Source organism: Plantactinospora veratri (genome assembly GCF_036421995.1).
Classification (GTDB): Bacteria; Actinomycetota; Actinomycetes; order Mycobacteriales; family Micromonosporaceae; genus Plantactinospora; species Plantactinospora veratri.
The window spans coordinates 13,412-35,828 of the sequence record NZ_JAZGQL010000010.1 but is presented as its reverse complement, the minus strand read 5'-3'; the positions used below and the strand labels follow the sequence as shown (position 1 = coordinate 35,828).

The window sequence follows — 22,417 nt, the reverse complement described above, 5'->3', positions numbered from 1 at the left end:
GAACGGAAATCTGTCAGTAGGAGAACGGCCAGGTTTTCCAGTAGTTGCGGACCCGTACCCAGATCCCGAACAGGCCCCGGGGCTCGAAGATGAGGAAGACGACCAGGAGTACGCCGTAGAGGATCGTCTCCACCTGGAAGACGTTCGGCACCTCGTTCGGCTGGGCGCTGAGGAACGGCACCCACGCCTGCAACTCCCGGGTGAACCGGGGCAGCAGGGTGATGAAGAACGCCCCGGCGATCGCGCCGGAGATGGTGCCCGCGCCGCCGATCAGCACCATCGCGATGTACTGCACCGACAGCAGCAGGCTGAACGAGCCCGGGTCGAAGAACCCGGTGATGGTGTAGAGCAGCGCCCCCGCGCAGCCGGCGTACGCCGACGAGACGGCGAAGGCGATCGTCTTGTAGCGGGCCAGGTTCACCCCGATCACCCCGGCGGCGATGTCCCGGTCCCGGATCGCGGTGAACGCCCGCCCCACCTTCGACCGGGCCAGGTTGGCGGCGGCCAGCGCGAAGCCGAGCAGGAGCAGCAGCATCAGCCAGTAGAGCTTCTGGTCCCGGGTGCCGAGCGGGCCGGTGGCGGCGATCGGCTGTCCGAAGAACTCCAGGGTGGCCGCCGGCCGGCCCACCCCGGCGCCGCCGGTCAGTGCCGACCACTCGCTGAAGACGTGCGCTCCGATGAAGACCAGGCCGAGGGTGACGATCGCCAGGTAGAGGCCGCGCAGCCGGGTGGCGAGCGGGGCGACGAGCACCCCGGCCAGCCCGGCGACCAGGCCGGCGGCGGGGAGCCAGACCGCGATGTTGGTGACCCCGAAGCCGATCACCCGGCCGTCCGGGTCGCCGCTGATCGCCGCCGCCGTGTAGGCGCCGACGGCGAGGAAGAACGCGTGCCCCAGCGAGACCTGGCCGGCGTACCCGGTGACGAGTCCGAGCCCGATCGCCCCGATCGCGGCGACGCAGCAGAGCGCCAGCAGTTGCAGCCACTCGTCGGTGAGCAGGAACGGCAGGCCGAGGGCGACGACCAGCAACCCGGCCACCGCCGCCCGCTTGGCCCCGGTGTCGAGAAGGGCCAGTTCGCTGGCGTACGAGGTGGAAAGTTCCGGCCGGCCGCGCGGCCGGGTACGCCGCCCCGCGATCGTCATACCCGCTCGACCTCCCTGGTGCCGAAGAGCCCGTACGGGCGGACGAGCAGGACCAGCAGCATCAGCACGTACGGGCTGATCACCGAGACGTTGCCGCCGAGCCAGGGCACGTGCTGCTGGTAGCTGGCGGTGAGTTCCTGGATCGTCCCCACAGCCAGCCCGCCGACCACCGCACCGGGCAGCGAGTCGAGTCCACCGAGGATGATCACCGGCAGGGCGGTCAGCGCGATCAGCCAGAGCGCCGCGTCGACGCTGGCTCCGGCGGCGGCGAAGGTGCCGGCCACCGCCGCCAGGCCACCGGCCAGCCCCCAGGAGAGGGCGAAGACGGCGCCGACCGAGACGCCCTGGGCCAGCGCCGCCTCCTGGTCGTAGGCGGCGGCCCGCATCGCCAGCCCCATCCGGGTGTAGCGGAAGAAGGCGAAGAGCCCGACGATCAGCACGGCGGTGGCGAGCAGCGCGGCGAGGTGCCGCTGTTGCAGGTCGATCCCGGTGCCGGGGACCGCCACGGTACGCAGTCCCCACGGGTCGCCGACGTGCCGGACGTCGAGTCCGATGAACCCGTTGACCACCACCCGGACGGCGACGTCCACCCCGAGGGTGATGATGGCGACCACGAACGCGGGTCGGCCGACCATCGGCCGCACCGCCACCCGTTCCACCCCGAGCGCCAGCCCGGCGGTGAGTACGGCGGCGACCGGTACCGCCACCCAGAAGCCGACCGACCCGGCCAGGTAGGTGACCAGCACCGCGCCGGCCAGCATGAAGGCGGGCTGGGCGAAGCTGATCACCCGGGTCGCCTTGTAGATGATGACGAAGCCGAGGGCGAGCAGGGCGTAGACGCTGCCGGTGCCAAGGCCGCGCAGCAGGCTCTCGGCCAGTTCGGTCATCCCGCCGCCTCCTCCGGGCCGGTCTTCGCCGGGGCGCGCCGGTACAGCTCGTCGATCAGGTCGGCGAATCGTTCGGCGACGGCGGCCCGGCGTACCTTCTGGGTGGCGGTCAGCTCGCCGTCGTCGTGGTCGAGTTCCTTGGGCAGCAGCGCGAACCGCCGGACCTGCTCCACCGGGGCCCGCCCGGCGTTGACCGTCGCGACCAGCCCCTCGACCAGGGCCCGGACCTCGGGCTTGCCAACCAGGTCCCGATAGGTGGTGTAGGCCAGCCCGCTGCGCTGCGCCCACTCCCCCACGGTCTCCAGCTCGATCCCGACCAGCGCGGTCAGGTACGGCCGGCGGTCGCCGACCAGGATCGCCTCCTTGACGTACGGCGACGCCTTCAGCGCGTTCTCGATCTCGGAGGGGCCGATGTTCTTGCCACCCGCAGTGATCATGATGTCCTTGGCCCGGTCGGTGATCCGCACGTGGGTGCCGTCGACCCACTCGCCGACGTCGCCGGTCCGCAGCCACCCGTCGGCGTCGAGTACGGCCGCCGTCGCCACCGGGTCCCGGTAGTAGCCGGCGAAGACGCCACCGTGCCGGGTCAGGATCTCTCCGGTCTCCTCGTCGATCCGCAGCTCGACGCCGGGGTGCGGCTCGCCGACGGTGCCGAGCCGGACCCGGCCCGGCCGGTTTCCGGTGGCGACCGCGGTGTTCTCGGTCATCCCGTACACCTCGTGCATCGGGATGCCGAGGCCCATGAAGAACCGCAGCACGTCCGGGGCGATCGGGGCGGCACCGGAGGCGGCGTACCGGACCCGGCGCATCCCGATCCGCACCCGCAGCGCGCGGTAGCAGAAGAGCCAGCCGACCGCGTACGCCAGCCGGGTGCCGGCGGTGTGCCGGCCACCGGTCCGGACCAGCGTACCCGCGATCCGGTCGGCGACCCCGAGCCACAGCCGGGCGTTCCACCGCTTGACCGGGGAGGCGTTGGCCAGCCGGACGGTCACCCCGGCGAGGATCTTCTCCCAGATCCGGGGCACCCCGAACAGGATCGTCGGCTGCACCTCCCGCAGGTTCGCCCGCACGGTGTCGATCGACTCGGCGAACGCCACCTGCACCCCGGCACCGGCGTTGAACCAGGTGGTGAAGATCCGCTCCGCGACGTGACAGAGCGGCAGGTACGACAGCAGCAGGTCGTGCGGTCCCGGCGGCGGATCGGTGAACCCGCCGTCGTCGACGAGTACCCGGATCGCGAAGTCCACGTTGGCCACCGTCAGCATCGCGCCCTTGGCCGGGCCGGTGGTGCCGGAGGTGTAGATCAGCGTGGCGACGTCCTCCGGGGTCGCCGCCGCCATCCGCGCGGCCACCGCCCCGGGCTCCGCCGCCCGGTGCTCGGCGCCGATCGCCAGCAGTTCGTCCCAGCCGAGCAGGGCGGGATGCTGGTAGCGGTGCCGGATGCCGCGCGGTTCGAGGTAGACGATCCGCTCCAGCTCGGGACAGTCGTCGGCGACCTCCAGCACCTTGTCGACCTGCTCCTGGTCCTCGGCGATCAGCACCCGGGCACCGGAGTGGGACAGCAGGTAGCCGACCTCCGGTGCCGGATTGGTCGGGTAGAGCCCGACCGTCATCGCCCGCAGCGCCACGGTCGCCACGTCGGTGAAGAGCCACTCCCGACGGTTCTCCGCGTGGATCGCCACCCGGTCGCCGGGCCGCACGCCGAGCGCCAGCAGCCCGTGCGCCACGGTCTGCACCGTGTCCCAGTAGTCGGCCCAGGTCACCTCCTGCCAGATGCCCCGGTCCTTCTCCCGCATCGCCACCGCGTCCGGGGTGGCGAGGGCACGGTCGCGGACCCGTACCGCGATGGTGCTGGCCGGGACGGCGTCGTCGGGCGGGTCGCTGGCCGGTGCGGTTGCGGCGCGGGGATCGGTCATCGCGGCTCCTCCTGTCCCCGACCGTCGGTACGCCGCGCCGGATTCGAGGCGTCGCCGCCGAGGTAGGCCCGCACGACGTCCGGGTGGTGCGGGATCTCGGCCGGACTGCCGGTCGCCACCACCTGGCCGAAGTCGACCACCAGCACCCGGTCGGCCAGGTCCATCACCAGGCCCATGTCGTGCTCGACCAGCACGATCGGGATGTCCAGCTCGTCGCGGATGTCGAGGACGTACCGGGCCATGTCCTCGGTCTCCTCCAGGTTCATCCCGGCGACCGGCTCGTCGAGCAGCAGCAGTTTCGGCTCCATCGCCAGGGCCCGACCCAGCTCGACCCGCTTCTGCACCCCGTACGGGAGCAGACCCACCGGCATCCGCCGCCACCGTTCCAGTTCGAGGAAGTCCACGATCTCCTCCACCGCGGCCCGGTTGGCGATCTCGGCCCGGCGGGCCGAGCCCAGCCAGGCGATCGCGGCGAGCGGTCCGTAGCCGATGTGGTGGTGCCGGCCGAGCAGCAGGTTCTCCAGCACGGTGAGGTTGCCGAAGAGTTCGACGTTCTGGAAGGTCCGGGCCATGCCGAGCGCCGCGATGCTGTGCGGCCGGCGGCCGACCAGGTCCACGCCGTCGAAGAGGACCCGACCGGTCTGTGGTCGGTACACCCCGGAGAGGACGTTGAAGATGGAGGTCTTGCCGGAGCCGTTCGGCCCGATGATGGCGAAGAGTTCGTGCCGGCCGACCGTGAAGCTCACCCCGTCGATGGCCCGTACGCCCGCGAAGTGCAGCCGGACGTCCTCGAACCGCAGGATCGGGTCGGCCTCGGCCGGATCCTCGGCGCGGGGCCGCACCACCGCCGTCACGACAACCACCGCTTGCGTCGCCGGTAGTGCTTGACCTCCCGGAACGAGCGTCGGCCCGCGCCGGCCGCGGCGCCTAGGCCGAGATAGAACTCCCGGATGTCGTCGTCGGCCAGCAACTGTTCGGCGGGCTTGTCCAGCACCACCTGGCCGGTCTCCAGTACGTAGCCGTGGGTGGCCAGCGCCAGCGCCATGGTGGCGTTCTGCTCGACCAGCAGGACGCCGGCCCCGGTCGAGTTGATCGCCACGATCAGCTCCCGTACCTGGTCGACCAGCCGGGGCGCGAGGCCGAGGCTGGGCTCGTCGAGCAGCAGGTAGCGCGGCTGCGCCATCAGTGCCCGACCCATCGCGAGCATCTGCTGCTCGCCGCCGGAGAGGTATCCGGCGGTGTGCCGGCGGCGGGCGGCCAGCGCCGGGAAGAGCCCGAAGACGTGGTCCAGCCGGGCCGGGATCTGTCGGTGTGCGGTGTGCCCGCCGAGCCGCAGGTTCTCCTCGACGGTCAGCTCGGCGAAGATCCGGCGTCCCTCCATCACCTGGCAGACGCCCCGGCGGACCACGGCGGCGGGGCGGAGCCGGTGGATCGGTTCACCGTCGAGCGTGACGGTGCCCTTGGTGACCGCGCCGTCGTGCACGTCGAGCAGTCCGCTGATCGCCCGCAGCAGGGTGGTCTTGCCGGCGCCGTTCGCGCCGAGCAGCGCGACGATCCCGCCGGGCGGTACGGCGAGGCTCACCCCGCGCAGCACCAGCATCACGTCGTCGTAGACGACCTCGAGATTGCGCACCTGCAGCATCCGGGAACCCCCGGCTCTCGGTTGTGGCGCGGGTCACAAGTTACCGGACATTAACCAGGGGGCAACGTTCCGTCAAGAGCATCGGCGCTACGAGCGCCCATTCCACCGGGTCGATCGAGGCGAGGTGTGCCGGTAAACGTCCCTTGTGGACCAACGGGCCGGTTGTCGCCCGTACCTGCTGCCGCTCTCGAGCCGTCGACCCGGTGGTGCCGGGCGCCACGTCACAGAGCGGGCAAGGGTGATCCGGGGTGAGGTCAGTGCCGGTGACGCCAGAGCTGTGCCCGGATCTCGCCGCCGGGATAGCGCGAGCTGTGCACGTTCACGTACGCGGCACCGGCCCGTACCGCCGCGACCAGCTCGGCGAACTGTCCCGCCCCGATCCCCTGTGCGGTCGGGCCGATCACGTCGACCGGTCGGATCGTCCCGCTGACCGTGGCCGGTGCCGGTGGACAGGGCTGGGTGCCCGCCGGCCCGTTGCCGAGGTTGGTGCAGAGGAAGGCGCTGATCCCGCCGCTCTGGGCCCGGCCGCCGACGTGGATGTGCGCCTGGGTGACCGTCCCCTCCAGCGCCTCGTACCCGAGTCGGTAGGTCAGCTCCTGGTCCTCCTCGTCGACGGCGAAGCTGAACCCGCCGCCGCCGCTGGTCGAGATCGCCAACGGGTCCTCCTGGTAGCCGGTCAGCCGTTCCCGTACGACGCCCCAGCGTTCCCGGTCGTCGTCGTTGCGGTCGGCGTTCCCGTACGCGATCCGGACCGTCCCCGCCCCGGCGGCCAGGAGGGCAACCACGGAGGCCACCGCGCCGTACCATCGTCGGATCATCATCGTCGCGCCTCCCGGGTCCGCTCCGGCCACTGCCCGTCACCCGGTTCAACCGGGCGGGCGCCAGCCGGGGCACGACAGTCAGCTGACGGATCGTGGACAGCGGAGCGAAGGCGACCGTCCCGGACCGCATGGCGTCGATCGATACCATGCGGCCCGGAAGAACCGGTCAGACTCCCAGCGAGCGGAGTGGGGGTAGCCCGGACAGGGCGGCGGGTCGGCTCGTGTTGCGGGTGGCGGCGTTCTCGGCCTGGGCGCGCACGGGTTCAGCCGGGGCGGTGACCCAACTGGACTGGCCCCAGTCGCCGTTGTAGGCGGTGCATTCCCACCACTTCTCGCGCGGGTAGCCCGGTTCCTTGTTGCCCTTCTTCACGCAGTCCGTCGGGGTGAGCTTGGCGACGACCGCCTCGTAGCTGCGGATCTGGTCCTGGATCACCAGGTTGATGCCGTTCGGGAGGCCGGCGCGGCCACGGGCGGCGACCACGATGGCGAACAGCGCGGGCAGGACGTGGCCGATGTTGTCGACCGCCTGCGGGGTCTGGACGGTGGTGACGTACGCGGTCGCCAGCGTCGCGCAGCCTGTCGCGTTCTGCGCCCAGAGCTGCCGCACCGTGTTCGACATGTTCTCGATGTCGGCGAACTCGATGGTGTGCTGGCGGGCGCACGCCTGCACGTCAGCCGCGGCGATCAGGTCGGTGTGCGCGATGATGTCGTTCTTCGCGGCCTCGACGGCGGCGACGATCTGCTGGACGGCCGCCTTCAGCGAGGCGTCCTCGGAGCTGCCGCCGCCGAGCAGGTGCCCGGCGACCGCGACCACGAGGCTGACCCAGTCGAACGCCATCGCCTGCACCCCCTCGGTGCGCGGCGCGGCCTGGGCCGGTGCGGTACTCGGGACCACCGTGATCGCGACGGCCAGGCCGGCGGCGATCAGGCAGTCGCGCAGTCGTTTCCTCACGTTGCCTCCTACTGTCCCTGTCCGGCGAGGATGCGTTTGGCCGCCGCCCAGCTCGAGTTCCTGGCGGCTTCGAGCTTGAGGATCTCCAGGTCGACCGGTCCGCTGTGCCAGGTGTCGCCGACCTTGTGGTCGACGGCGACGGCCGTCTCGCCGTTGGCCGCCACGCACTCGTGCCGCACGTAGATCCGGCCCGGGATGGGTTCGGGATCGCTGACCCGGGTGCACGTCGGTTCCAGGTCGGCCACGATCCTCTGGTTGAGTGCGCGGTACGCGGCCTCGATCTCGCCAAGCCCGCCGGTCCAGTTGATGTCGACGCGCACGGCTATGGCGATCGGGTAGAGCGTCTGCGCGCCGAGCCCGATCTGATCCTTGGCCTTCCGCCCGACCACCCGGTACTTGTGGTTCGCGTTCGCCGCGAAGCCACCGACCCGCATGGCGAACACTTCCGCCGTGACCTCGTTGTCCCGCATGTTGTGGTAGTCGAGCATGTCGGCCCGGACCTGGCTGGCGTGCCCGAGCACCTCGGCCGCCTCGTGGCCGTCGGCGTGATCTTTCACCTCGTTCTCCAGGCCGGTGAGTGCGCCGGTGACGACCCGGACGAACTCGACGATCTGGTCCGGCGTCGCGCTGCCCGACCGGTAGATGTTGAAGGCGATCAGTGCCGCGTCCACGATCGGGCTGCTGAGGCCGCCGTCTGCGTTGGCCCGGGCCGGTTGTGCGGTCCCGGTCAGCAGCATCGCGAGCGCGACGGCCGACGCCGCGATGCCACGTGTAGGTCTCCTCCACATGGCGGAGAGTTTCTCGGCAGCGGACGCCGCGCGTCTTCGTGAGCAGAGCGTAAGTCCGCGGTGACGTTTGTCAGTCCGCGTAGTTCCGCACGGCGAGCGTCCGGGCTACCGTCGCGCTCAGCAGCCGGACCCCGACGGTCGAGCCGGGATCGATGCCGCTGACCTCGCGTACCCGGCGCAGCCGGTAGTCCAGCGTGCGCGGGTGGATGTGCAGCGCGGCGGCCGCGCTCGCCCGGTTCATGTCGTGGGCGTAGTAGGCACGCAGCGTCGCCACCAGGTCCGGGCCGGTGGCCAGCGCCTTCGCGTAGCTGCGCAGCCAGCCGTCGACCGCCGGGGTGCGCGCCACCGCCATCTCCACGAACAGGTCCGCGATCTCCGGCAGCCGCTCCGGGCGGTCCTCCGGCGGCGCCACCCGGCTCGCCTCGCGGGCCCAGGCCAGCGCATCGGCCAACCCGCCCACCGCCCCCTCCGCCGAGCCGACCCCGCAGGGCTGCCCGATCAGGGCCGTCACGTGGCGTAACCGCTGAAGGATCTTCGCCTTGCAGGCGGTACCGGGGGTGAGCACGGCGACCTCGTCGGCGGCGAGCCAGGTCACCGGAATCCGCTCCGGGGCGAGCGCGGCGACCACCTCGGACCGCGTCTCCGGAGTCGCGGGCCGCGCCATTCTCAAGATCGAGATATGGTACCGCCCAGCGAGGCGCAGGTCGGCGACGAACGGCTCCACCGGCTCGTCGGCGAGCAGCGCACGGGCCAGGATCTCCAGCCGGGTCGACAACACCTGGGCGGCGCCCACGCCACGGGTGTAGCCGCGCAGGTAGGCGCTGCGAGCCCGGACACCCTGGGCGCCGAGCCAGCCGACCAGCCGGAGCAGGTCGGTGACGTCCTCGGGCCGGGCCAGGTCGTGCACCTCGCGCACCATCATCGCGGTGTGCAGGCCGAGCACATGCTGCTGCGAGGGCACCGACAGCCCCACCTCGGCCCGCTGGCGGCCGACCGCCGCGATGCCGGCCAGGTCCTGCTCGTTCAGCGGCGCCTCGGCCCCGGCGAGTTCGAGCGACCGGCGCCGGATGAACACGGCGAAGTCATACATCCCGATCCGGTCGTCGGCGCCGGAGGCCATCGCCTGGTACTCGCTGACCTCGTTGGTGTAGGTCTCGACCGCGTGCCGCGCGTTGACCTCGACCCGCTCCCGCAGGGCGTTGAACAGTGCACTCATCGATGCGGTTCCTCTCCGTCGCGGATGCTTCGGAGCAGTGACGGTTGCGGATGGGCCGTTGCGTCATCGACCGTAACAGACACCTCACGCCTCGCTGATCGTCCACGGGTGGAGCGCCTGGCCGGGTCGGCGGGTCACCCCGGACGGGCCGGCGGGTCAGTCGCGCAGCCGGGCGAGGTGCCGCATCTTGTTCATCGCGTCCAACGCGGCGACCTTGTACGCCTCCGCCAGCGTCGGATAGTTGAAGACCGCGTCGACCAGGTAGTCGACGGTGCCCTGGCAGCCCATCACGGCCTGTCCGATGTGCACGAGTTCGGTGGCCCCGGTGCCGAAGATGTGCACCCCGAGCAGCCGACCGGTCTCCGGAGCGACGAGCAGCTTCAACATCCCGTACGAGTCGCCGCTGATCGCACCCCGGGCGAGTTCCCGGTAACGGGAGATGCCCACCTCGAACGGCACCTTGTCCCGGGTGAGTTCGTCCTCGGTCCGGCCGATGAAGCTGATCTCGGGAATGGTGTAGATGCCGATCGGCTGCACCTCCGGCAGCGCCCGGACCGGCTCGTCGCAGGCGTGGTGCGCGGCAAGGCGGCCCTGCTCCATCGAGGTGGAGGCGAGCGCGGGAAAGCCGATCACGTCCCCGACCGCGTAGATGTGTGGCACCGCCGTCCGGAACTCCGGGTCGACCTCGATCCGGCCCCGCGCGTCGGCGGCGAGTCCGGCGTTCTCCAGGTCGAGTTCGCTGCCCAGCCCCTGCCGGCCGGCGGAGTACATCACGGTGTCGGCGGCGATCCGCTTCCCGCTCTCCAGTACCGTGATGGCGCCCCGGGCGTGCCGCTCCACCGCCGCCACCGCCTCGCTGAACCGCAGCGTCACCGCCCGGTCCCGGAGGTGGTATTTCAACGCCTCCACGATCTCCAGGTCGCAGAACTCGAGCATGTGGTCGCGCCGCTCGACCACCGTGACCTTGCTGCCCAGCGCGGCGAACATCGAGGCGTACTCGATGCCGATCACCCCGGCGCCGACCACGACCATCGAGTTCGGCACCCGCTCCAGGTTGATGATGCCGTCCGAGTCGATGATCGTGCGCTCGTCGAAGTCCACGCTGGCCGGTCGGGCCGGCCGGGTACCCACGGCGATGATGATCTTCTCGGCGGTCACCTTCGACTCGCGCCCGACCGGATCGGTCACGGTGACCGTGTGCGGGTCGGCGAACCGGGCCGTCCCGGTGATCAGCCGTACCCGGTTGCGCGCCAACTGGCTGCGCACCACGTCGACCTCCCGGCCGATGACGTGCTGGGTCCGCGCCGTCAGGTCGGCGACGGTGATGTCGTCCTTGAGCCGGTAGCTCTGGCCGTAGACCTCCCGCTGGCTCAGTCCGGTCAGATAGAGCACCGCCTCGCGCAGCGTCTTCGACGGGACGGTCCCGGTGTTGATGCACACCCCGCCGACCATGTGCTGCCGTTCCACCACCGCCACCCGGCGGCCGAGCTTGGCCGCCGCGATCGCGGCCTTCTGGCCGCCCGGCCCCGAGCCCACCACCAGCACGTCGAAGTCATGCATTCCCACAGTCTGGCAGGCCGGTGATCGGTTCGCTCGGGCCCGATCGGCCGGTGACACTGCGCGGCTGCCCGTTCACCGCCAACCGTCCATCAACCGGCGCAGGTTCTGCCGCCACGCCTCGGCGAAACCCGGATCGCCGCGCCCCTGGGCCCAGACCGCGACGAAGAGCGCGGTCAGCGCCCCGCAGGCGTGCAGCACCGCCCGGTCGGCGTCGTCGAGGGTACGCCCGTAGCCGGCCAGGAAGGCGTCGGCGAGATCCGGCCGGCCCCGCCACGGGCCGAAGTAGAGCCGGTTCAGGTCGTTGACCCAGACCTCCGGCCCGGCCCACTCGAAGTCGATCACGTGCAGCCGCCCGTCGGCCCGGTGTCGGCCGGCCCGGGCGACCAGCCAGTTGCGCGGGCCGTAGTCGAGATGGCACGGCACCCGGGGCGGCGCCGGAACGCCGGAGAGGTCGCGCAGCCCGGCCCGGACGAAGTCGAGTTCCCGGGGTTCGAACAGCCCGCCGCCCCGCACCGAGAGCCGGTCCAACTCGTCGAGCTTGCGGGCGGCCAGGTCGGTCCAGGGCGGCAGCGCCTCGGTACCGTGCAGCCGGCGCAGCAGTTTCCCCGCCGCGCGGTGCACCTCCGGATCCGCCACGTGCGACAGGCCCGCCTCGCCCGGTACCGCCGAGAGCAGCAGCACCCGCCGGTCGTCGTCGTACGCCCGCAGCTCCGGTGCCTGCCCGCCGAGTCCCGGCACCCAGCGCCGGTACGCCGCCAGTTCCCGCCGGTAGCGCTCCGGGTCGGCGTGCCCCTTCACGAACCAGGTGACCCCGGCACCGTCGCGCACCTCCAGCACGCCGGCCACCCCGTGCCCCCAGGACCGGTCCGCGACCACCTGCGCCGAGCCGAGCATCTGCCGCGCGTACCGGGCCAGCTCGGTACGCATGGTCACGTCTCCTCCGGGTCAGGTCCGGCGCGGCAGGCGGTGCAGTACGACCTCGTCGAGCCGGCCGTCCGATATCTCGGCGCTCAGATAGGTGGCGTACGGCTGGCGGCGCCGGTCGGTCGGCGAGCCGGGATTGAGCAGCCGCAGCCCGCCCGGCGCCTCGGTGTCCCACGGGATGTGCGAGTGGCCGAAGACCAGCAGGTCGCAGTCGGCGAACCGGTCGGCGCAGCGACGCTCCCGCCCGGCGGCCGGGCCGGTCTCGTGCACCACCGCGACCCGTAGGCCGGCCAGCTCGACGCGGGCGATCTCCGGCAACCTGGCCCGCAGTTCCGGGCCGTCGTTGTTGCCGTACACCCCGACCAGTCGGGCGGCACGGGACTCCAGGACGTCGAGCAGCGGTTCGTGCACCCAGTCTCCGGCGTGGATGACCACGTCCGCCTCGTCGACCGCCGCCCAGAGTTGCGGCGGAAGGTCCCGGGCGCGCTTCGGCACATGGGTGTCCGCCATCAGCACCAGGCGCACGGCTCCACCCTATCCCGGGACGGCTCGCCGGGGAGGGCCGGACGACAGCGTCGGCCCGGCCCACCCTGGGGTGGACCGGGCCGACGCTGGTGCTCGGGTGCCGGCGCGGCCGTACGCCTACGCGCCTGGCGGGGTGCCTGGGACCCTCTCCGCGCCATCGGAGTTGCCGCCCGCCGGACCCGTGGGAGAGAAAATCGACGAGAGATGCGGTCGAGTCATCACCTGCCTCAGTCTGTCGCTGGGCCGTCCGGTTGCCCGGAGGGCCGCGCTGCCTGCGCCATGGGTTGGCGCTGGGACCGGCCTCGACGGCGACGAACCGCACGCCGTCGGGTGGTCCGACGGGCCACAGTGGAGGTCGTGGCCCCGGTTGTGGTCGGGCCGGCGGCGGGGGTGGCGGCTGGTTCCAGCAAGCGTCGATGAGCGCCTCGAACTCTGCCCGCATGAGTTCGTCGTCCCGCTGAACCAGCTCGACGAATGCCTCGTTGACCGACCGGGTCGTCGAGTGCTCGTGCCGTACGCCGCTGCGCATCTCCGTCACCCCCACCACCGCTGACGGCACCGGAAGTCCGGCGAACCGCCGGACCGGTCCGGCGCTGCCTGTCAGGCGCTGATGACCTTCTGTCGTGATCCGCCGGAGGTGATCGCCACCCGGCGGGGCTTCGCCTGCTCCTTGACCGGAATCCGCACGGCCAGCACGCCGTTCTCGTGGCTCGCCTCGATCCGGTCGGTGTCCAGGCCGTCGCCGAGGAAGAGTTGCCGGGAGAAGACCCCGAGCGGTCGTTCGGAGACCTGGACGCGGGCGCCTTCGCCGAGGGCCGGCGGCCGGCGTTCGGCGCGGACGGTCAGCAGGTTGCGCTCGACGTTGATCTCGATCGCGTCCGGGGCGACCCCGGGTAGGTCGAACGCGACGACGAACTCGTCGTCGTTGCGGTAGGAGTCCATCGGAATGGCCGTCGGCCGGGACCAGGTGCCGGAACTCAGGGTGCCGAGGGCCTGCTGCGCGAACCGGTCGAGCTCGCGGAAGGTGTCGGTGCGCATCAACATCGGATCCACCTCCTCGTGCTGGCAACAGTGCTGTCAATGCGCGACACCTCGGTTGTATCATGTCGTCGGAACGATGACAAGAAGAACCGTCATCTCAGTGATGACGACGCCGAGAGCGGGAGACGGATGGATCAGCAGGGGCCGGCCGGGTGGGAACGGGAGCCGGCCGGGTGGGAAGGGCCGACCGGAGCCAACGCTGCGGCGACGTCGACCGGCGCGGCGTTCGATCGCGTGCTGGCGGTCACCACCCGGGTCGGCGACCCCACCGCCCCCATCCCCCGCAGCGGCGCCCAGCGTCCGGCGGCTCCCACGGGGGCGGCAGCGACGGCGGGCGGGCAGGACGGGGCCGAGGTGGCGCTCGACCAGGTCCTCACGGCCCTCGTCCTGCTCCGGCGACTCCGCGCGGACCTCGAGTCCTGGGAGCCGCGACTCATCGCCGCCGCCCGGCAGCGCGGCGCGAGTTGGGCCGAGCTGGCACCGGCCCTCGGAGTGGCGAGCCGGCAGGCCGCCGAGCGCCGCTACCTGCGGCTGCGCCCGGCCGAGGACGACGCCGCGCCACAGACCCGGGACGACCGGGTACGCGCCGAGCGCGACCGCCGGGCCGGCGACCGCGCGGCGGCGCGCTGGGCCCGGGACAACGGTGCCGACCTGCGCCAGCTCGCCGGACAGATCACCGCGCTGACCGATCTCGGCTCGGCGGCCCGGCCCAGCCTGGACCGGCTGCACGACGCCCTCGGCGGCACCGACCCGAACGCGCTGGTCCGGCCGCTCGCCGACACCCGGCGACACCTCCGGCCCGACCATCCGGGGCTCGCGGCCCAGGTCGACGCGATGAACGAACACCTCGACCAGGTACGCCAGCGCACCGCGCGGCGACGCGGCCAGCCCCACACCTGAACACGGTTCAGGAGGCCAGCCCGGCCGCCGTCAGCAGCCGCCGCCAGGTGTCGGTGTACTGCCCCTTGAACCGCCCCCGGCGCACCCGGTGGTCGAGGGCGGCCGGACCGCACATCTCCCGGACGAACTCCGGGTACCCCGCACCGAGCACGCACTCGTCGAAGAAGGTGACGACGTCCGGCGCGAATTCCTCGACCTCGATCTCCCCCGGCATGCCCTTGACGTAGTAGATGTACTCGTCGGTGTCGATGAAATAGACGCTGCCGGTCTCGACGTCCAGCCGGATCGGCGGGCCGAGATTCCGCTCGGCGACCAGGTCGACGGGGATGTCGCGGATCTCGTAGCCGATGGTCAGCGGATAGCCCATCAGGTCGTCGGTGGCGCACAACTCTCGGCCCGCCCAGGCGGCGGCGCTGTCGATCTCGGGCGGCTGGACGAACCGGAAGTAGCTCCCCTCCAGCCGGTGGAAGAGGCTGAACACCTCCACCAGACCGTCCGGGGCCTCCGGGATGGGCTCCAGCGCGTTGGCCGGCTCCTCGATGACGACACCGAAGCCGTGTGCGGCCTCGACCCGCCGCAGCAGGTCGACCTTTGCCGCGATCCGCGCCAGGGCGCCGCCCCGGCCACTCGCCGGCCGGACCGCACCGCTCGACCCCGTCCCCATGCCGCCTCCGCCCGACCGCTGCGCCTCCGCGCGATGGTACGGCCATCGCCTGCCCCGCCCGCCAGGCTCGGCACACCTCTCTTTGTTGAGACTCCAAACTATTGACAAGCACCATCCAGCGATGTGAATCTCTGTCCAGGGACCGCCACCGGAGCCGGGTGGACAGTGCGGGAGCGCCGGGCAGCCTCCCGCGTACTCGCCCGTGCAACCGACGTCTGGGGATCCCATGTCCACACTCGCCCAACCTCCCAATCCGGCCCGACGCCGTACCCCGATGGTCCTGCGGATCCTCGCGGTCGCGGCGGGCGCGGTCGTACTCCTCGCCGCCGCCCTCGCGGTCTCCCAGGACACCGCGAACGCACACGGCTCGACGATCAACCCGGCCTCCCGCAACTACGGCTGCTGGAAGCGCTGGGGCAACGACTTCCAGAACCCGGCGATGGCCACCCAGGACCCGATGTGCTGGCAGGCCTGGCAGGCCGACCCGAACGCCATGTGGAACTGGAACGGGCTCTACCGGGAGGGCGTCAACGGCAACCACCAGGCCGCCGTGCCGAGCGGTCAACTGTGCAGCGCCGGCGAGACCGGCGGCGTCCGGTACGCCGCACTGGACAACCCGGGCAACTGGCAGGCCACCAACGTCGGCAGCAGCTTCAACGTCACCGTGCACGACCAGGCGCTGCACGGCGCCGACTACTTCCGGATCTACGTCACCCGGCAGGGATTCAACCCGCTCACCCAACGGTTGGGCTGGGGCGACCTCGAACTGGTCCGGGAGACCGGCCGGTACGCCCCCGGCGAGGGCACCAGGGAGAACGGCGACCCGGTGCTGAACGGCGTCTCCATCACGATGCCGGTCAGCGCGCCCGGCCGGTCCGGCCGGCACATCGTCTTCGTGATCTGGAAGGCCAGCCACGCCGACCAGAACTACTACTGGTGCAGCGACGTCAACTTCGGCGGCAGCAACCCGCAGCCGACCGCCACCCCGACCCGTACCCCCACCCCGACGCCGACCCGCACCACCCCGCCGCCGACGACCACGCCGAGCCACACCGCACCGCCCGGCGGCTCGGGTAGCTGCTCGGCGGCGTACACGGTCACCGGCACCTGGTCCGGTGGTTTCCAGGCCGACGTACGGGTCACCGCCGGCAGCACCGCGATCCGGGGCTGGACGGTGACCTGGACCTTCGCCAACGGGCAACAGGTCAGCAACTCCTGGGGCGCGACGGTGACCACCAGCGGATCGGCCGTCACCGCCCGGAGCACCGACTACAACGGCAGTCTCGCCGCCGGTGCCAGCACCAGCTTCGGCTTCCTCGGGTCGCAGACCGGCAGCAACCCCGTACCGACCCTGAGCTGCACCGCCACCTGATCCCTGCGGCAACGCCCGGCCGTCGGGCCGGGTCCGTGTCGGCGCGGACCCGGCCCGGCGGCGACCCGCTAGTCGAACGAGACGTGCTCGAAGGCGTACGGGTTGAGCAACTCGTCCCGGCGGCGGCGCAACCCGTCGAGTTCGCCGGCCAGCCGCTCCCGGCCGGTCAACGGCAGCTCGACGCTCTCGCGCAGCCGGAGCCGCTCCCCCACCGCCATCGTGGCGAGGTCCTCGGCGAGCCGGCCCGGCTCGATCCCGCAGCCGAACCGGTGCTGCCAGATCCGGACCCGTTCGAAGAGGTACGCCCCCGGTCGCACCTGGAGCCACGCCCAGCCCTCGGCCGGACCGTCCTTCCAGTCCAGGTGGAGGCTGCGCAGGATCGGGTCGACCAACTCCCGGTTGACGTACGCCTCCACCGCCGCCGCCCGGGCGACCGCCCCGAGGTCGTTGACGTGCCCGCTGCTGCCGTCCGGCAGTCGACCGACGATGTCCCGGTAACTGCGCGGCGCGTCCGGCGCTAGTACGGCGTACTCGGCCGGGTCGCCGGTCGCGGCCAGGAAGGCGCGGGCGTCGACGACGTACTCGACGATCCGCCGGCCGTGCGTGCTCGGCTGCAACGTCCCCGACTCGATCCGGAGCAGTTCCAGGCCGACCGCGTCGCAGACGGCGTGCTTCATCCGGTCGTCCCGTTGCGTCTGCGGGGTCTGCACGCTGGTGTCCACCAGCTCGACCGCGAACGACGCGACCCGACCGTCCGGGTCGGAGACCACGAAGTCGAAGAGACCCCGGCTGGCCGCGTTCCACTGGTTGCCGGTGATGCCCTCGGGGCGGCGTGGCACGAGCTGGCCGAGCCGCTGGTTGGGGCGGACGATCCGACCTGCCCGCTCGATGGTTCCGCCGGTCGCCGCCGGTTCGGCGGGAAGCCGGGTGGATCGCGACGACGGACGTCCGCCGTTACCAGTCTCTGCCATCTGTCCCTTGGTCCGTAACATCCGCTCGCCGCCTGGCGACACCGCCCGTCCGGCGGCAGGTCCCCACCATGCTAGGAACCCGCCGCCGGCCGCGCCTCGCCGGTCCGGCTCGGCATGGCCGGCGAAGCGGACCGGGCCGGGACGGAAATGCCGGCGGGACGGAAATGCCGGCGGGGCGGAAATGCGGGCAGGAGCGGCGGGCGGGGCGGAAATGCGGGCGCGGCCGGACCGGGCGGCTCGGCAGAATGGAGCACCGTGTCCACCACCCCCACCGAGCAGTTGCTCGGCGAACTGGATTCCCTGCCGTACCCGCGACGGCTCCGTCGGCTGGCCCCGGCCGTGCGGACGATGGCCGGCGACGGCACCCTCGTCGACGTACTGGCGCAGTTGCGCGGCGGCGACCGGTACCAGCGCCACCTGGCGTTGACGATGGCACTGATCGGCCGTGACGAGGCCGGCGCCGCCGCCGCGCTCGCCGACGCCGACCCGACGATCCGGGCCATCGCGCTCCGGGCCGCGTTGCGGGCCGACTGGCTCGACGCCGGCGACCTGGTCGCGCTCGTGGCCGACTCGTCGGCCCAGGACCGCCGGCTGGTCTGCCGGACGCTCGCCCGGTCGGCCCGCAGCGACCGGGCCGAGGCATTGCTCGACGTGGTCCGCAGCCGCTACGGCGACGCCGAGGCGGCCCGGCTGCTGCCGGGCTGCGGGGCGGAGACGGTACGGCGGCTGCTGCCCGAACTCGACCACGCGATCGACAACTGGTCCGGGCTGCTCCGCCGGCACCGGGAGATCGTGCTCGACTACGCGGAGCAGGTGCTGGCCGGGCTCGACGCGCCGGCCCGGGAACGGTGGTGGATGCGTCGCGGCCACCACGTGCTCCGCTGCGCCGACCGCGCGCCGGGGCGGATCCTGGACCTGCTCGACCGGTACGCCCCGACCCGCTGGCTCCCCGGCGACCTCTCCGGCTACGGCGTGCTGGCCGCCGCCGACCCGACCCGGGTGCTCCGGCTGCTCACCGATCCCGCCCGGGCAGGATGGCTCCGGCACACCCGGCTGCCGACCGCCCTGCTCGACCGGCTCGGTCGGCGCGATCCGGCCGAGCTGGTGCTCCTCGCCGAGCGGCTCCGGGACGACGACGCCGGGTTCGCCCAACTGCTCGCCGCCCTGCCGCCCCGGCACCGGGGGACCCTCTACGACGCCGCGACGGCACAGCTCGACCGCGCCAACCTGCTCCTCCCCGACCAGGTGCTGACCGTACTGCCGCACGCGTGGCGGCACCGGGAGGCGCGGCGCATCCTGGCGCTGCCGAGGATCGCCGAGGACGAGGCCCAGACGCTGCGGTACACGGCGTACCTGCCCTGGCCGGAGGCGGAGCCGGCGCTGTCGGCGGCGCTGCGGCGGGCCGGCGCCGACGACCGGGCCGCCGGCTACGAGCTGCTGCTGGCCGCCGCCGCGCGCAGCGCCGACCCGACGGCCGTCGCCGACGCCGTCGACCGGCTGCTCCGGCTCCGCAACGAGCAGGATCCGGTCCGGAGCCGGGCCCTGCTGGCGCTCGCCGCGATGCCCCGCCTGCTCACCGCCGCCTCGCCCGCGACGCTGGACCGGATCGCGCGGGACACCACCGAGGCCCGGGACGCGTCGGGAGCCAGTCGCGGAGCGCTGAGCCAGTTGGCGGTGGCGGTGCTGCGGCACCATCCGGACCGGTCGGCGCTGGTGCGGTGGTCGATGCGGACCTTCGAGCGGCTCTTCGACGACCGGCGGCTGCCGTGGCTCGGCCAGCTCGACACCGGCCTGCGTCGGGGGCAGGAACACGACTTCTTCGCGATCGTACGACCCTGGCTGGATCGTGCGATCGAGCGCGGCAGCCACCAGCCGGTCGCCGCCGTGGCCCGGATGCTGGGCCGGCGCGCCCGGCACGTGCCGGACCTGCAACGGTTGCTGCGCCGGGCGATCGACCCGGCGGTGGTCTCGAACGAGTTCCGGGAGGCGGTCCGGCTCTGGCTCGACGACCCGGCGACCCGGTCGGAGCGGGTCGCCGAGGTGCTCCGGGTCGACCCGTCGACGGTACGGATCAACGAGGTGTGGCAGATTCTCGCCGCCAGCCGCACCGACCTGCTCGACCTGGTGCTGCCCGGTCCCGTACCGGCCGGAAAGTTCCTCAGCGCCGGCACCCGCTGGACACCCCCGTCGGCCCGGTACGCCGGGCGCTGGCTGCCGCGTCAGCAGCGCGCCCTGGTGAAGCTGCTGGAACAGGTCGCCGCCGACGCCGGCACTCCGGTGCAGACCCGTGCGCAGGCGATCGCCGCCGCCGCCCAGGTGCCCGAACACGGCCTGCCGTTCGTCACCCGCTGGGTCGACTCGCCGAACGTCAACCTCGCCGAGACGGCGCTCGGGGTGCTGCCCTGGACCGACCGGCCCGCCGAGGCGCTGCCGATCCTGCTCGGCCACGCCGACGGCGACCGGGCCCGAGTCGCCACCTACGCCGCCGGCCGGGCCGCACGGTTCGTCGCACCGTCGCTGCTGCCGGGCGTACTCGGGGAGATCGCGACCGGGCGCGGCAAGGTGACCAGTCGCAAGGAGGCGCTCCGGTTGCTGGTCCGGTTCGGCGGGCCGGAGTCGATGCGGCCGCTGTGGGAGGCGTGGCGGCAGCAGGGCCAGCACCGCGACGTCCGGGCCGCGGTCGTCTCCGCCGCCCGGCTGCGGCTGGACCAGCCGGTGTGTTGGCAGATCGTCGAGCAGGCCGCCGACGGGAGCCGGGAGGACCTGCGCGCCGTACTGGCGCAGCAGGCCGAGGCGACCGCCGTGATCCACCGCCGCAGGTACGCCGAACTGGTGGTACGCGCCTGCGGGCACCCGGACCGGACGGTGGCGAGGGCGGCCTGGGCGGTACTGCCGGACTGGGCGCCCTGGGCCGGCGACCTCGTCCCGGTGGTCGTCGCGGCCGTCTCCGACCTGCACAGCGAGCAGATCTGGCCGACCGTGGTCGCCACCGTCGGCCGGCTGCTCGACGTGCCGACCGCCGCCGGTCCGGCAGACCCGGATGTCCGGCCGCTCGACCCGCCGACGGCGGAGGGGACGGCGCACCCGGGTGCCGGGCCGGTCGACCCGCCGACGGCGGACGGTACGGCGCACCCGGGTCCGCTGGTCGCCGCGTTGGCGGCGCTGGTCAGGCTGGACGGCGCCGACACCGATCCGGGCGGCCCGGCCGTCGACCGGCCGGCACGGCGCCGGATCGAGGAACTGGTCGCGACCGCTGTCGACTGGGCCGCCACCGCCGGACCCGAGCGGGATCGGCAGCCGGTCGTGGCCGCCGCCCGGCTACTCGCGGCGGAGCCGGAGTTCCTCCCGGCGGCCGGGCGGCTCTTCGCACAGCTCGTCCGGCTGGAGACCGCCGTACCCGACGAACTGGTCGCGGACCTCGCCGCGCTGGCCGGACTGCTCGCCGACCGGCCGGTGCTGGCGGACCGGCTCGCCACCCGGCTCGGCGACCGGGTGGCCACCGGTACCGGCGTCCCGTCCGGCGCCGTCCTGCTCGACGCCGGGATCCAGCTCGCCGACCGGACCGACCTGGCCGGTGCGCTCTTCGCGCTGGCCCTGGCCCGGGCCGGCGGCCGGTACGGCTGGAGCCGGCCGTGGCGGGAGCTGCTGCACCGGCTGCGTCGCCACCCGGTGCCGGACGTCCGATCGGCCGCCCTCGACGTCGCGATGGCCTGAGTACGCCCCGTCCCACCGGCCCGTCCCGCCGGCCCGGCCGGTCGGGCCGGCGGGACGGAGGTGGGTCAGTCGGGCCGGGACATGATGACGATGCCGAGACACATCTCGTCGCTGGTGCCCTCGGCCCAGACGACGTACCGGGGCGGCAGGTTGCGCAGTTGCGGCAGCCGCTGCCGGAGCGTCGCGTCGTGCCGGCAGGTGACCCGGAGGACGTCACCGGGCTCGACCGCGACCGGTTGCGGCAGCGGCCGGATGGCCTGCTGGTCGAAGTCGTAGTTCGGGATGTCGAGCAGGGTCCGCGCCCCCGGGGTGCCGGGATTCAGCTCCACCTTGATCGCCCTGCCGAGCAGGTGCATGTGGCCGGCGACCGCGTGCGCCAGGCCGGCGGCGTCGACCTGGTGGTCACAGTGCTGGGTGCTGCCGGCGGCCGGGGCTCGACCCCGGTTGCAGTACCTGTTGAGGCGCTCGGCCTGCTCGCCCGCCTCCGCCCCGAACCGCTGCCGTACGTCCCGCAGCGCGGCCTCGCGCTGGCACAGCTCGCCTCGTTCGTCGGCGGTGCAGGGCAGCTCGACCGGAGCGGTCAGCAACTCGGTGACCAGCGGCTCGACCTCCTCGGGCCCGCCGACGAGGCGTAGCCGGACGCCGGAGCGGTCGGTGTCGTCGCCGGCGGCCCGGACGTCGATCAGGTTGTAGTGCACCTGCATCACGAGCTGGCTGCCCGGCGGCATCGGATAGCCGAGGCCCGGCGCGAGCAGTGTCTCGTTGGCGCCCGGCGCCCAGTGCGCCACCCAGGCCGCCTCGCCGATCCCGGCGTCGCCGAAGCAGGTCCAGCCGTCACCCGGGGTTTCCGCGTCGAGGGTGCGGGCCGACGCCACCTGGTCCGCGTCGAGCCGGAAGAGGATGGCGTGGTGCACCATGGCGCCGTTCTGCGGCAGGAACTGGCTCCCGGTCAGGAACGCGGCCTCGGTCAGGCCCGGGTCGACCAGGAAGCACCGGTATTCGTCGGTGCCGCCGCTCGGCGCGGCCGGACGGTACGGCTGCGCCATGTTCAGGGTGACGAACCGCTCGCCGGAGCGCAGCGGCGCGGCCGGTGGAATGTCGACTGTGCCGTGTGACCCGCCGTGCGTGCCGGTGGCGGTGGTCCGGGCCGCTGGCGGCGAGCCGGCGTCCGGATCGGCCCCGCAGGAGGTGCCGAGGAGGAGGGCGGCCAGCGAGGCGGCCGCGACGACAGGAGGGCGTACGCGTCGATGCATGTTCTTCATAACGTCGCAGCTCCACCCAGGATCCGGGCCGACCGCCAACTATCAGATGAAAGTCGGACCTTCCGGAGGATAACCCTTGAGCGGTTGCGAAGGCATCCCGAGCGGCCGGCGTAACATACCG

The 22,417-nt window shown here is 72.8% G+C and carries 19 protein-coding genes; 3 read left to right on the top strand and 16 right to left on the bottom strand.

The window, feature by feature from the left end; all coding sequences use genetic code 11:
* Positions 1-13: 13 nt before the first annotated feature.
* From V1634_RS16150 to V1634_RS16090, 13 genes are all read right to left on the bottom strand, one after another.
* On the bottom strand, positions 14-1,141 hold the full coding sequence (locus V1634_RS16150) for a branched-chain amino acid ABC transporter permease (RefSeq protein WP_331208648.1): 1,128 nt from the start codon (positions 1,139-1,141) through the stop codon (positions 14-16).
* Positions 1,138-2,028, bottom strand: a complete 891-nt coding sequence (locus V1634_RS16145) for a branched-chain amino acid ABC transporter permease (RefSeq protein WP_331208647.1) — start codon at positions 2,026-2,028, stop codon at positions 1,138-1,140. The genes V1634_RS16150 and V1634_RS16145 overlap by 4 nt, the downstream gene beginning before the upstream one ends.
* Complete coding sequence (locus tag V1634_RS16140; RefSeq protein WP_331208646.1) at positions 2,025-3,944, bottom strand: AMP-dependent synthetase/ligase; 1,920 nt, start codon at positions 3,942-3,944, stop codon at positions 2,025-2,027. The genes V1634_RS16145 and V1634_RS16140 overlap by 4 nt, the downstream gene beginning before the upstream one ends.
* Complete coding sequence (locus V1634_RS16135) at positions 3,941-4,798, bottom strand: ABC transporter ATP-binding protein (protein ID WP_331208645.1); 858 nt, start codon at positions 4,796-4,798, stop codon at positions 3,941-3,943. Before V1634_RS16135 ends, V1634_RS16140 begins: the two co-directional genes overlap by 4 nt.
* Positions 4,795-5,586: an ABC transporter ATP-binding protein gene (locus V1634_RS16130; RefSeq protein ID WP_331208644.1), complete on the bottom strand. Its 792-nt coding sequence runs from the start codon at positions 5,584-5,586 to the stop codon at positions 4,795-4,797. The genes V1634_RS16135 and V1634_RS16130 overlap by 4 nt, the downstream gene beginning before the upstream one ends.
* 254 nt (positions 5,587-5,840) lie before the next feature.
* Positions 5,841-6,407, bottom strand: a complete 567-nt coding sequence (locus tag V1634_RS16125) for a CHRD domain-containing protein (RefSeq protein ID WP_331208643.1) — start codon at positions 6,405-6,407, stop codon at positions 5,841-5,843.
* Positions 6,408-6,573: 166 nt separating this feature from the next.
* A complete protein-coding gene (locus V1634_RS16120) occupies positions 6,574-7,359 on the bottom strand; it encodes a hypothetical protein (RefSeq protein WP_331208642.1) in 786 nt (261 codons plus the stop codon).
* Between the two features lie 8 nt (positions 7,360-7,367).
* Positions 7,368-8,147 carry a hypothetical protein gene (locus V1634_RS16115; protein ID WP_331208641.1) on the bottom strand — a complete coding sequence of 260 codons (780 nt, stop codon included), beginning with the start codon at positions 8,145-8,147 and terminating at the stop codon, positions 7,368-7,370.
* Between the two features lie 70 nt (positions 8,148-8,217).
* Positions 8,218-9,363, bottom strand: a complete 1,146-nt coding sequence (locus V1634_RS16110; RefSeq protein WP_331208640.1) for a PucR family transcriptional regulator — start codon at positions 9,361-9,363, stop codon at positions 8,218-8,220.
* Positions 9,364-9,519: 156 nt separating this feature from the next.
* Entirely contained in the window at positions 9,520-10,923 is a 1,404-nt protein-coding gene (gene sthA / locus V1634_RS16105; protein ID WP_331208639.1) for a Si-specific NAD(P)(+) transhydrogenase, read from the bottom strand.
* Positions 10,924-10,995: 72 nt separating this feature from the next.
* A complete protein-coding gene (locus V1634_RS16100; protein WP_331208638.1) occupies positions 10,996-11,850 on the bottom strand; it encodes an aminoglycoside phosphotransferase family protein in 855 nt (284 codons plus the stop codon).
* Positions 11,851-11,868: 18 nt separating this feature from the next.
* Positions 11,869-12,372 (bottom strand): metallophosphoesterase family protein, encoded by a 504-nt coding sequence (locus tag V1634_RS16095; RefSeq protein ID WP_331208637.1) that lies wholly within the window; start codon positions 12,370-12,372, stop codon positions 11,869-11,871.
* Positions 12,373-12,972: 600 nt separating this feature from the next.
* Positions 12,973-13,416 carry an Hsp20/alpha crystallin family protein gene (locus V1634_RS16090; protein WP_107263564.1) on the bottom strand — a complete coding sequence of 148 codons (444 nt, stop codon included), beginning with the start codon at positions 13,414-13,416 and terminating at the stop codon, positions 12,973-12,975.
* Between the two features lie 126 nt (positions 13,417-13,542).
* On the opposite strand from V1634_RS16090, the gene V1634_RS16085 reads away from it, so the two are divergent.
* A complete protein-coding gene (locus V1634_RS16085) occupies positions 13,543-14,313 on the top strand; it encodes a hypothetical protein (RefSeq protein ID WP_331208636.1) in 771 nt (256 codons plus the stop codon).
* 7 nt (positions 14,314-14,320) lie between these two features.
* Here V1634_RS16085 and V1634_RS16080 read toward each other — a convergent pair whose 3' ends face one another.
* Positions 14,321-14,977, bottom strand: a complete 657-nt coding sequence (locus V1634_RS16080) for a hypothetical protein (RefSeq protein ID WP_331208635.1) — start codon at positions 14,975-14,977, stop codon at positions 14,321-14,323.
* 226 nt (positions 14,978-15,203) lie between these two features.
* On the opposite strand from V1634_RS16080, the gene V1634_RS16075 reads away from it, so the two are divergent.
* On the top strand, positions 15,204-16,349 hold the full coding sequence (locus V1634_RS16075; protein WP_331208634.1) for a lytic polysaccharide monooxygenase auxiliary activity family 9 protein: 1,146 nt from the start codon (positions 15,204-15,206) through the stop codon (positions 16,347-16,349).
* Positions 16,350-16,417: 68 nt separating this feature from the next.
* Here V1634_RS16075 and V1634_RS16070 read toward each other — a convergent pair whose 3' ends face one another.
* Positions 16,418-17,320 carry a DUF2726 domain-containing protein gene (locus tag V1634_RS16070; RefSeq protein WP_331208633.1) on the bottom strand — a complete coding sequence of 301 codons (903 nt, stop codon included), beginning with the start codon at positions 17,318-17,320 and terminating at the stop codon, positions 16,418-16,420.
* Between the two features lie 255 nt (positions 17,321-17,575).
* Here V1634_RS16070 and V1634_RS16065 point away from each other — a divergent pair, with 255 nt between their 5' ends.
* On the top strand, positions 17,576-21,034 hold the full coding sequence (locus V1634_RS16065; RefSeq protein ID WP_331208632.1) for a hypothetical protein: 3,459 nt from the start codon (positions 17,576-17,578) through the stop codon (positions 21,032-21,034).
* 65 nt (positions 21,035-21,099) lie between these two features.
* On the opposite strand, the gene V1634_RS16060 is transcribed toward V1634_RS16065, so the two are convergent.
* On the bottom strand, positions 21,100-22,296 hold the full coding sequence (locus V1634_RS16060; RefSeq protein ID WP_331208631.1) for a monooxygenase: 1,197 nt from the start codon (positions 22,294-22,296) through the stop codon (positions 21,100-21,102).
* Between the last annotated feature and the right edge of the window lie 121 nt (positions 22,297-22,417).

Bases quoted from the DNA above. Each gene is read 5' to 3' on its own strand.
- V1634_RS16085 (WP_331208636.1), top strand. From the start codon at position 13,543: ATGGATCAGCAGGGGCCGGCCGGGTGGGAACGGGAGCCGGCCGGGTGG.
- V1634_RS16090 (WP_107263564.1), bottom strand. From the start codon at position 13,416: ATGTTGATGCGCACCGACACCTTCCGCGAGCTCGACCGGTTCGCGCAG.
- V1634_RS16150 (WP_331208648.1), bottom strand. From the start codon at position 1,141: ATGACGATCGCGGGGCGGCGTACCCGGCCGCGCGGCCGGCCGGAACTT.
- V1634_RS16070 (WP_331208633.1), bottom strand. From the start codon at position 17,320: ATGGCAGAGACTGGTAACGGCGGACGTCCGTCGTCGCGATCCACCCGG.
- V1634_RS16080 (WP_331208635.1), bottom strand. From the start codon at position 14,977: ATGGGGACGGGGTCGAGCGGTGCGGTCCGGCCGGCGAGTGGCCGGGGC.
- V1634_RS16115 (WP_331208641.1), bottom strand. From the start codon at position 8,147: ATGTGGAGGAGACCTACACGTGGCATCGCGGCGTCGGCCGTCGCGCTC.
- sthA (WP_331208639.1), bottom strand. From the start codon at position 10,923: ATGCATGACTTCGACGTGCTGGTGGTGGGCTCGGGGCCGGGCGGCCAG.
- V1634_RS16100 (WP_331208638.1), bottom strand. From the start codon at position 11,850: ATGCGTACCGAGCTGGCCCGGTACGCGCGGCAGATGCTCGGCTCGGCG.
- V1634_RS16140 (WP_331208646.1), bottom strand. From the start codon at position 3,944: ATGACCGATCCCCGCGCCGCAACCGCACCGGCCAGCGACCCGCCCGAC.
- V1634_RS16075 (WP_331208634.1), top strand. From the start codon at position 15,204: ATGTCCACACTCGCCCAACCTCCCAATCCGGCCCGACGCCGTACCCCG.
- V1634_RS16110 (WP_331208640.1), bottom strand. From the start codon at position 9,363: ATGAGTGCACTGTTCAACGCCCTGCGGGAGCGGGTCGAGGTCAACGCG.
- V1634_RS16125 (WP_331208643.1), bottom strand. From the start codon at position 6,407: ATGATGATCCGACGATGGTACGGCGCGGTGGCCTCCGTGGTTGCCCTC.
- V1634_RS16145 (WP_331208647.1), bottom strand. From the start codon at position 2,028: ATGACCGAACTGGCCGAGAGCCTGCTGCGCGGCCTTGGCACCGGCAGC.
- V1634_RS16130 (WP_331208644.1), bottom strand. From the start codon at position 5,586: ATGCTGCAGGTGCGCAATCTCGAGGTCGTCTACGACGACGTGATGCTG.
- V1634_RS16060 (WP_331208631.1), bottom strand. From the start codon at position 22,296: ATGAAGAACATGCATCGACGCGTACGCCCTCCTGTCGTCGCGGCCGCC.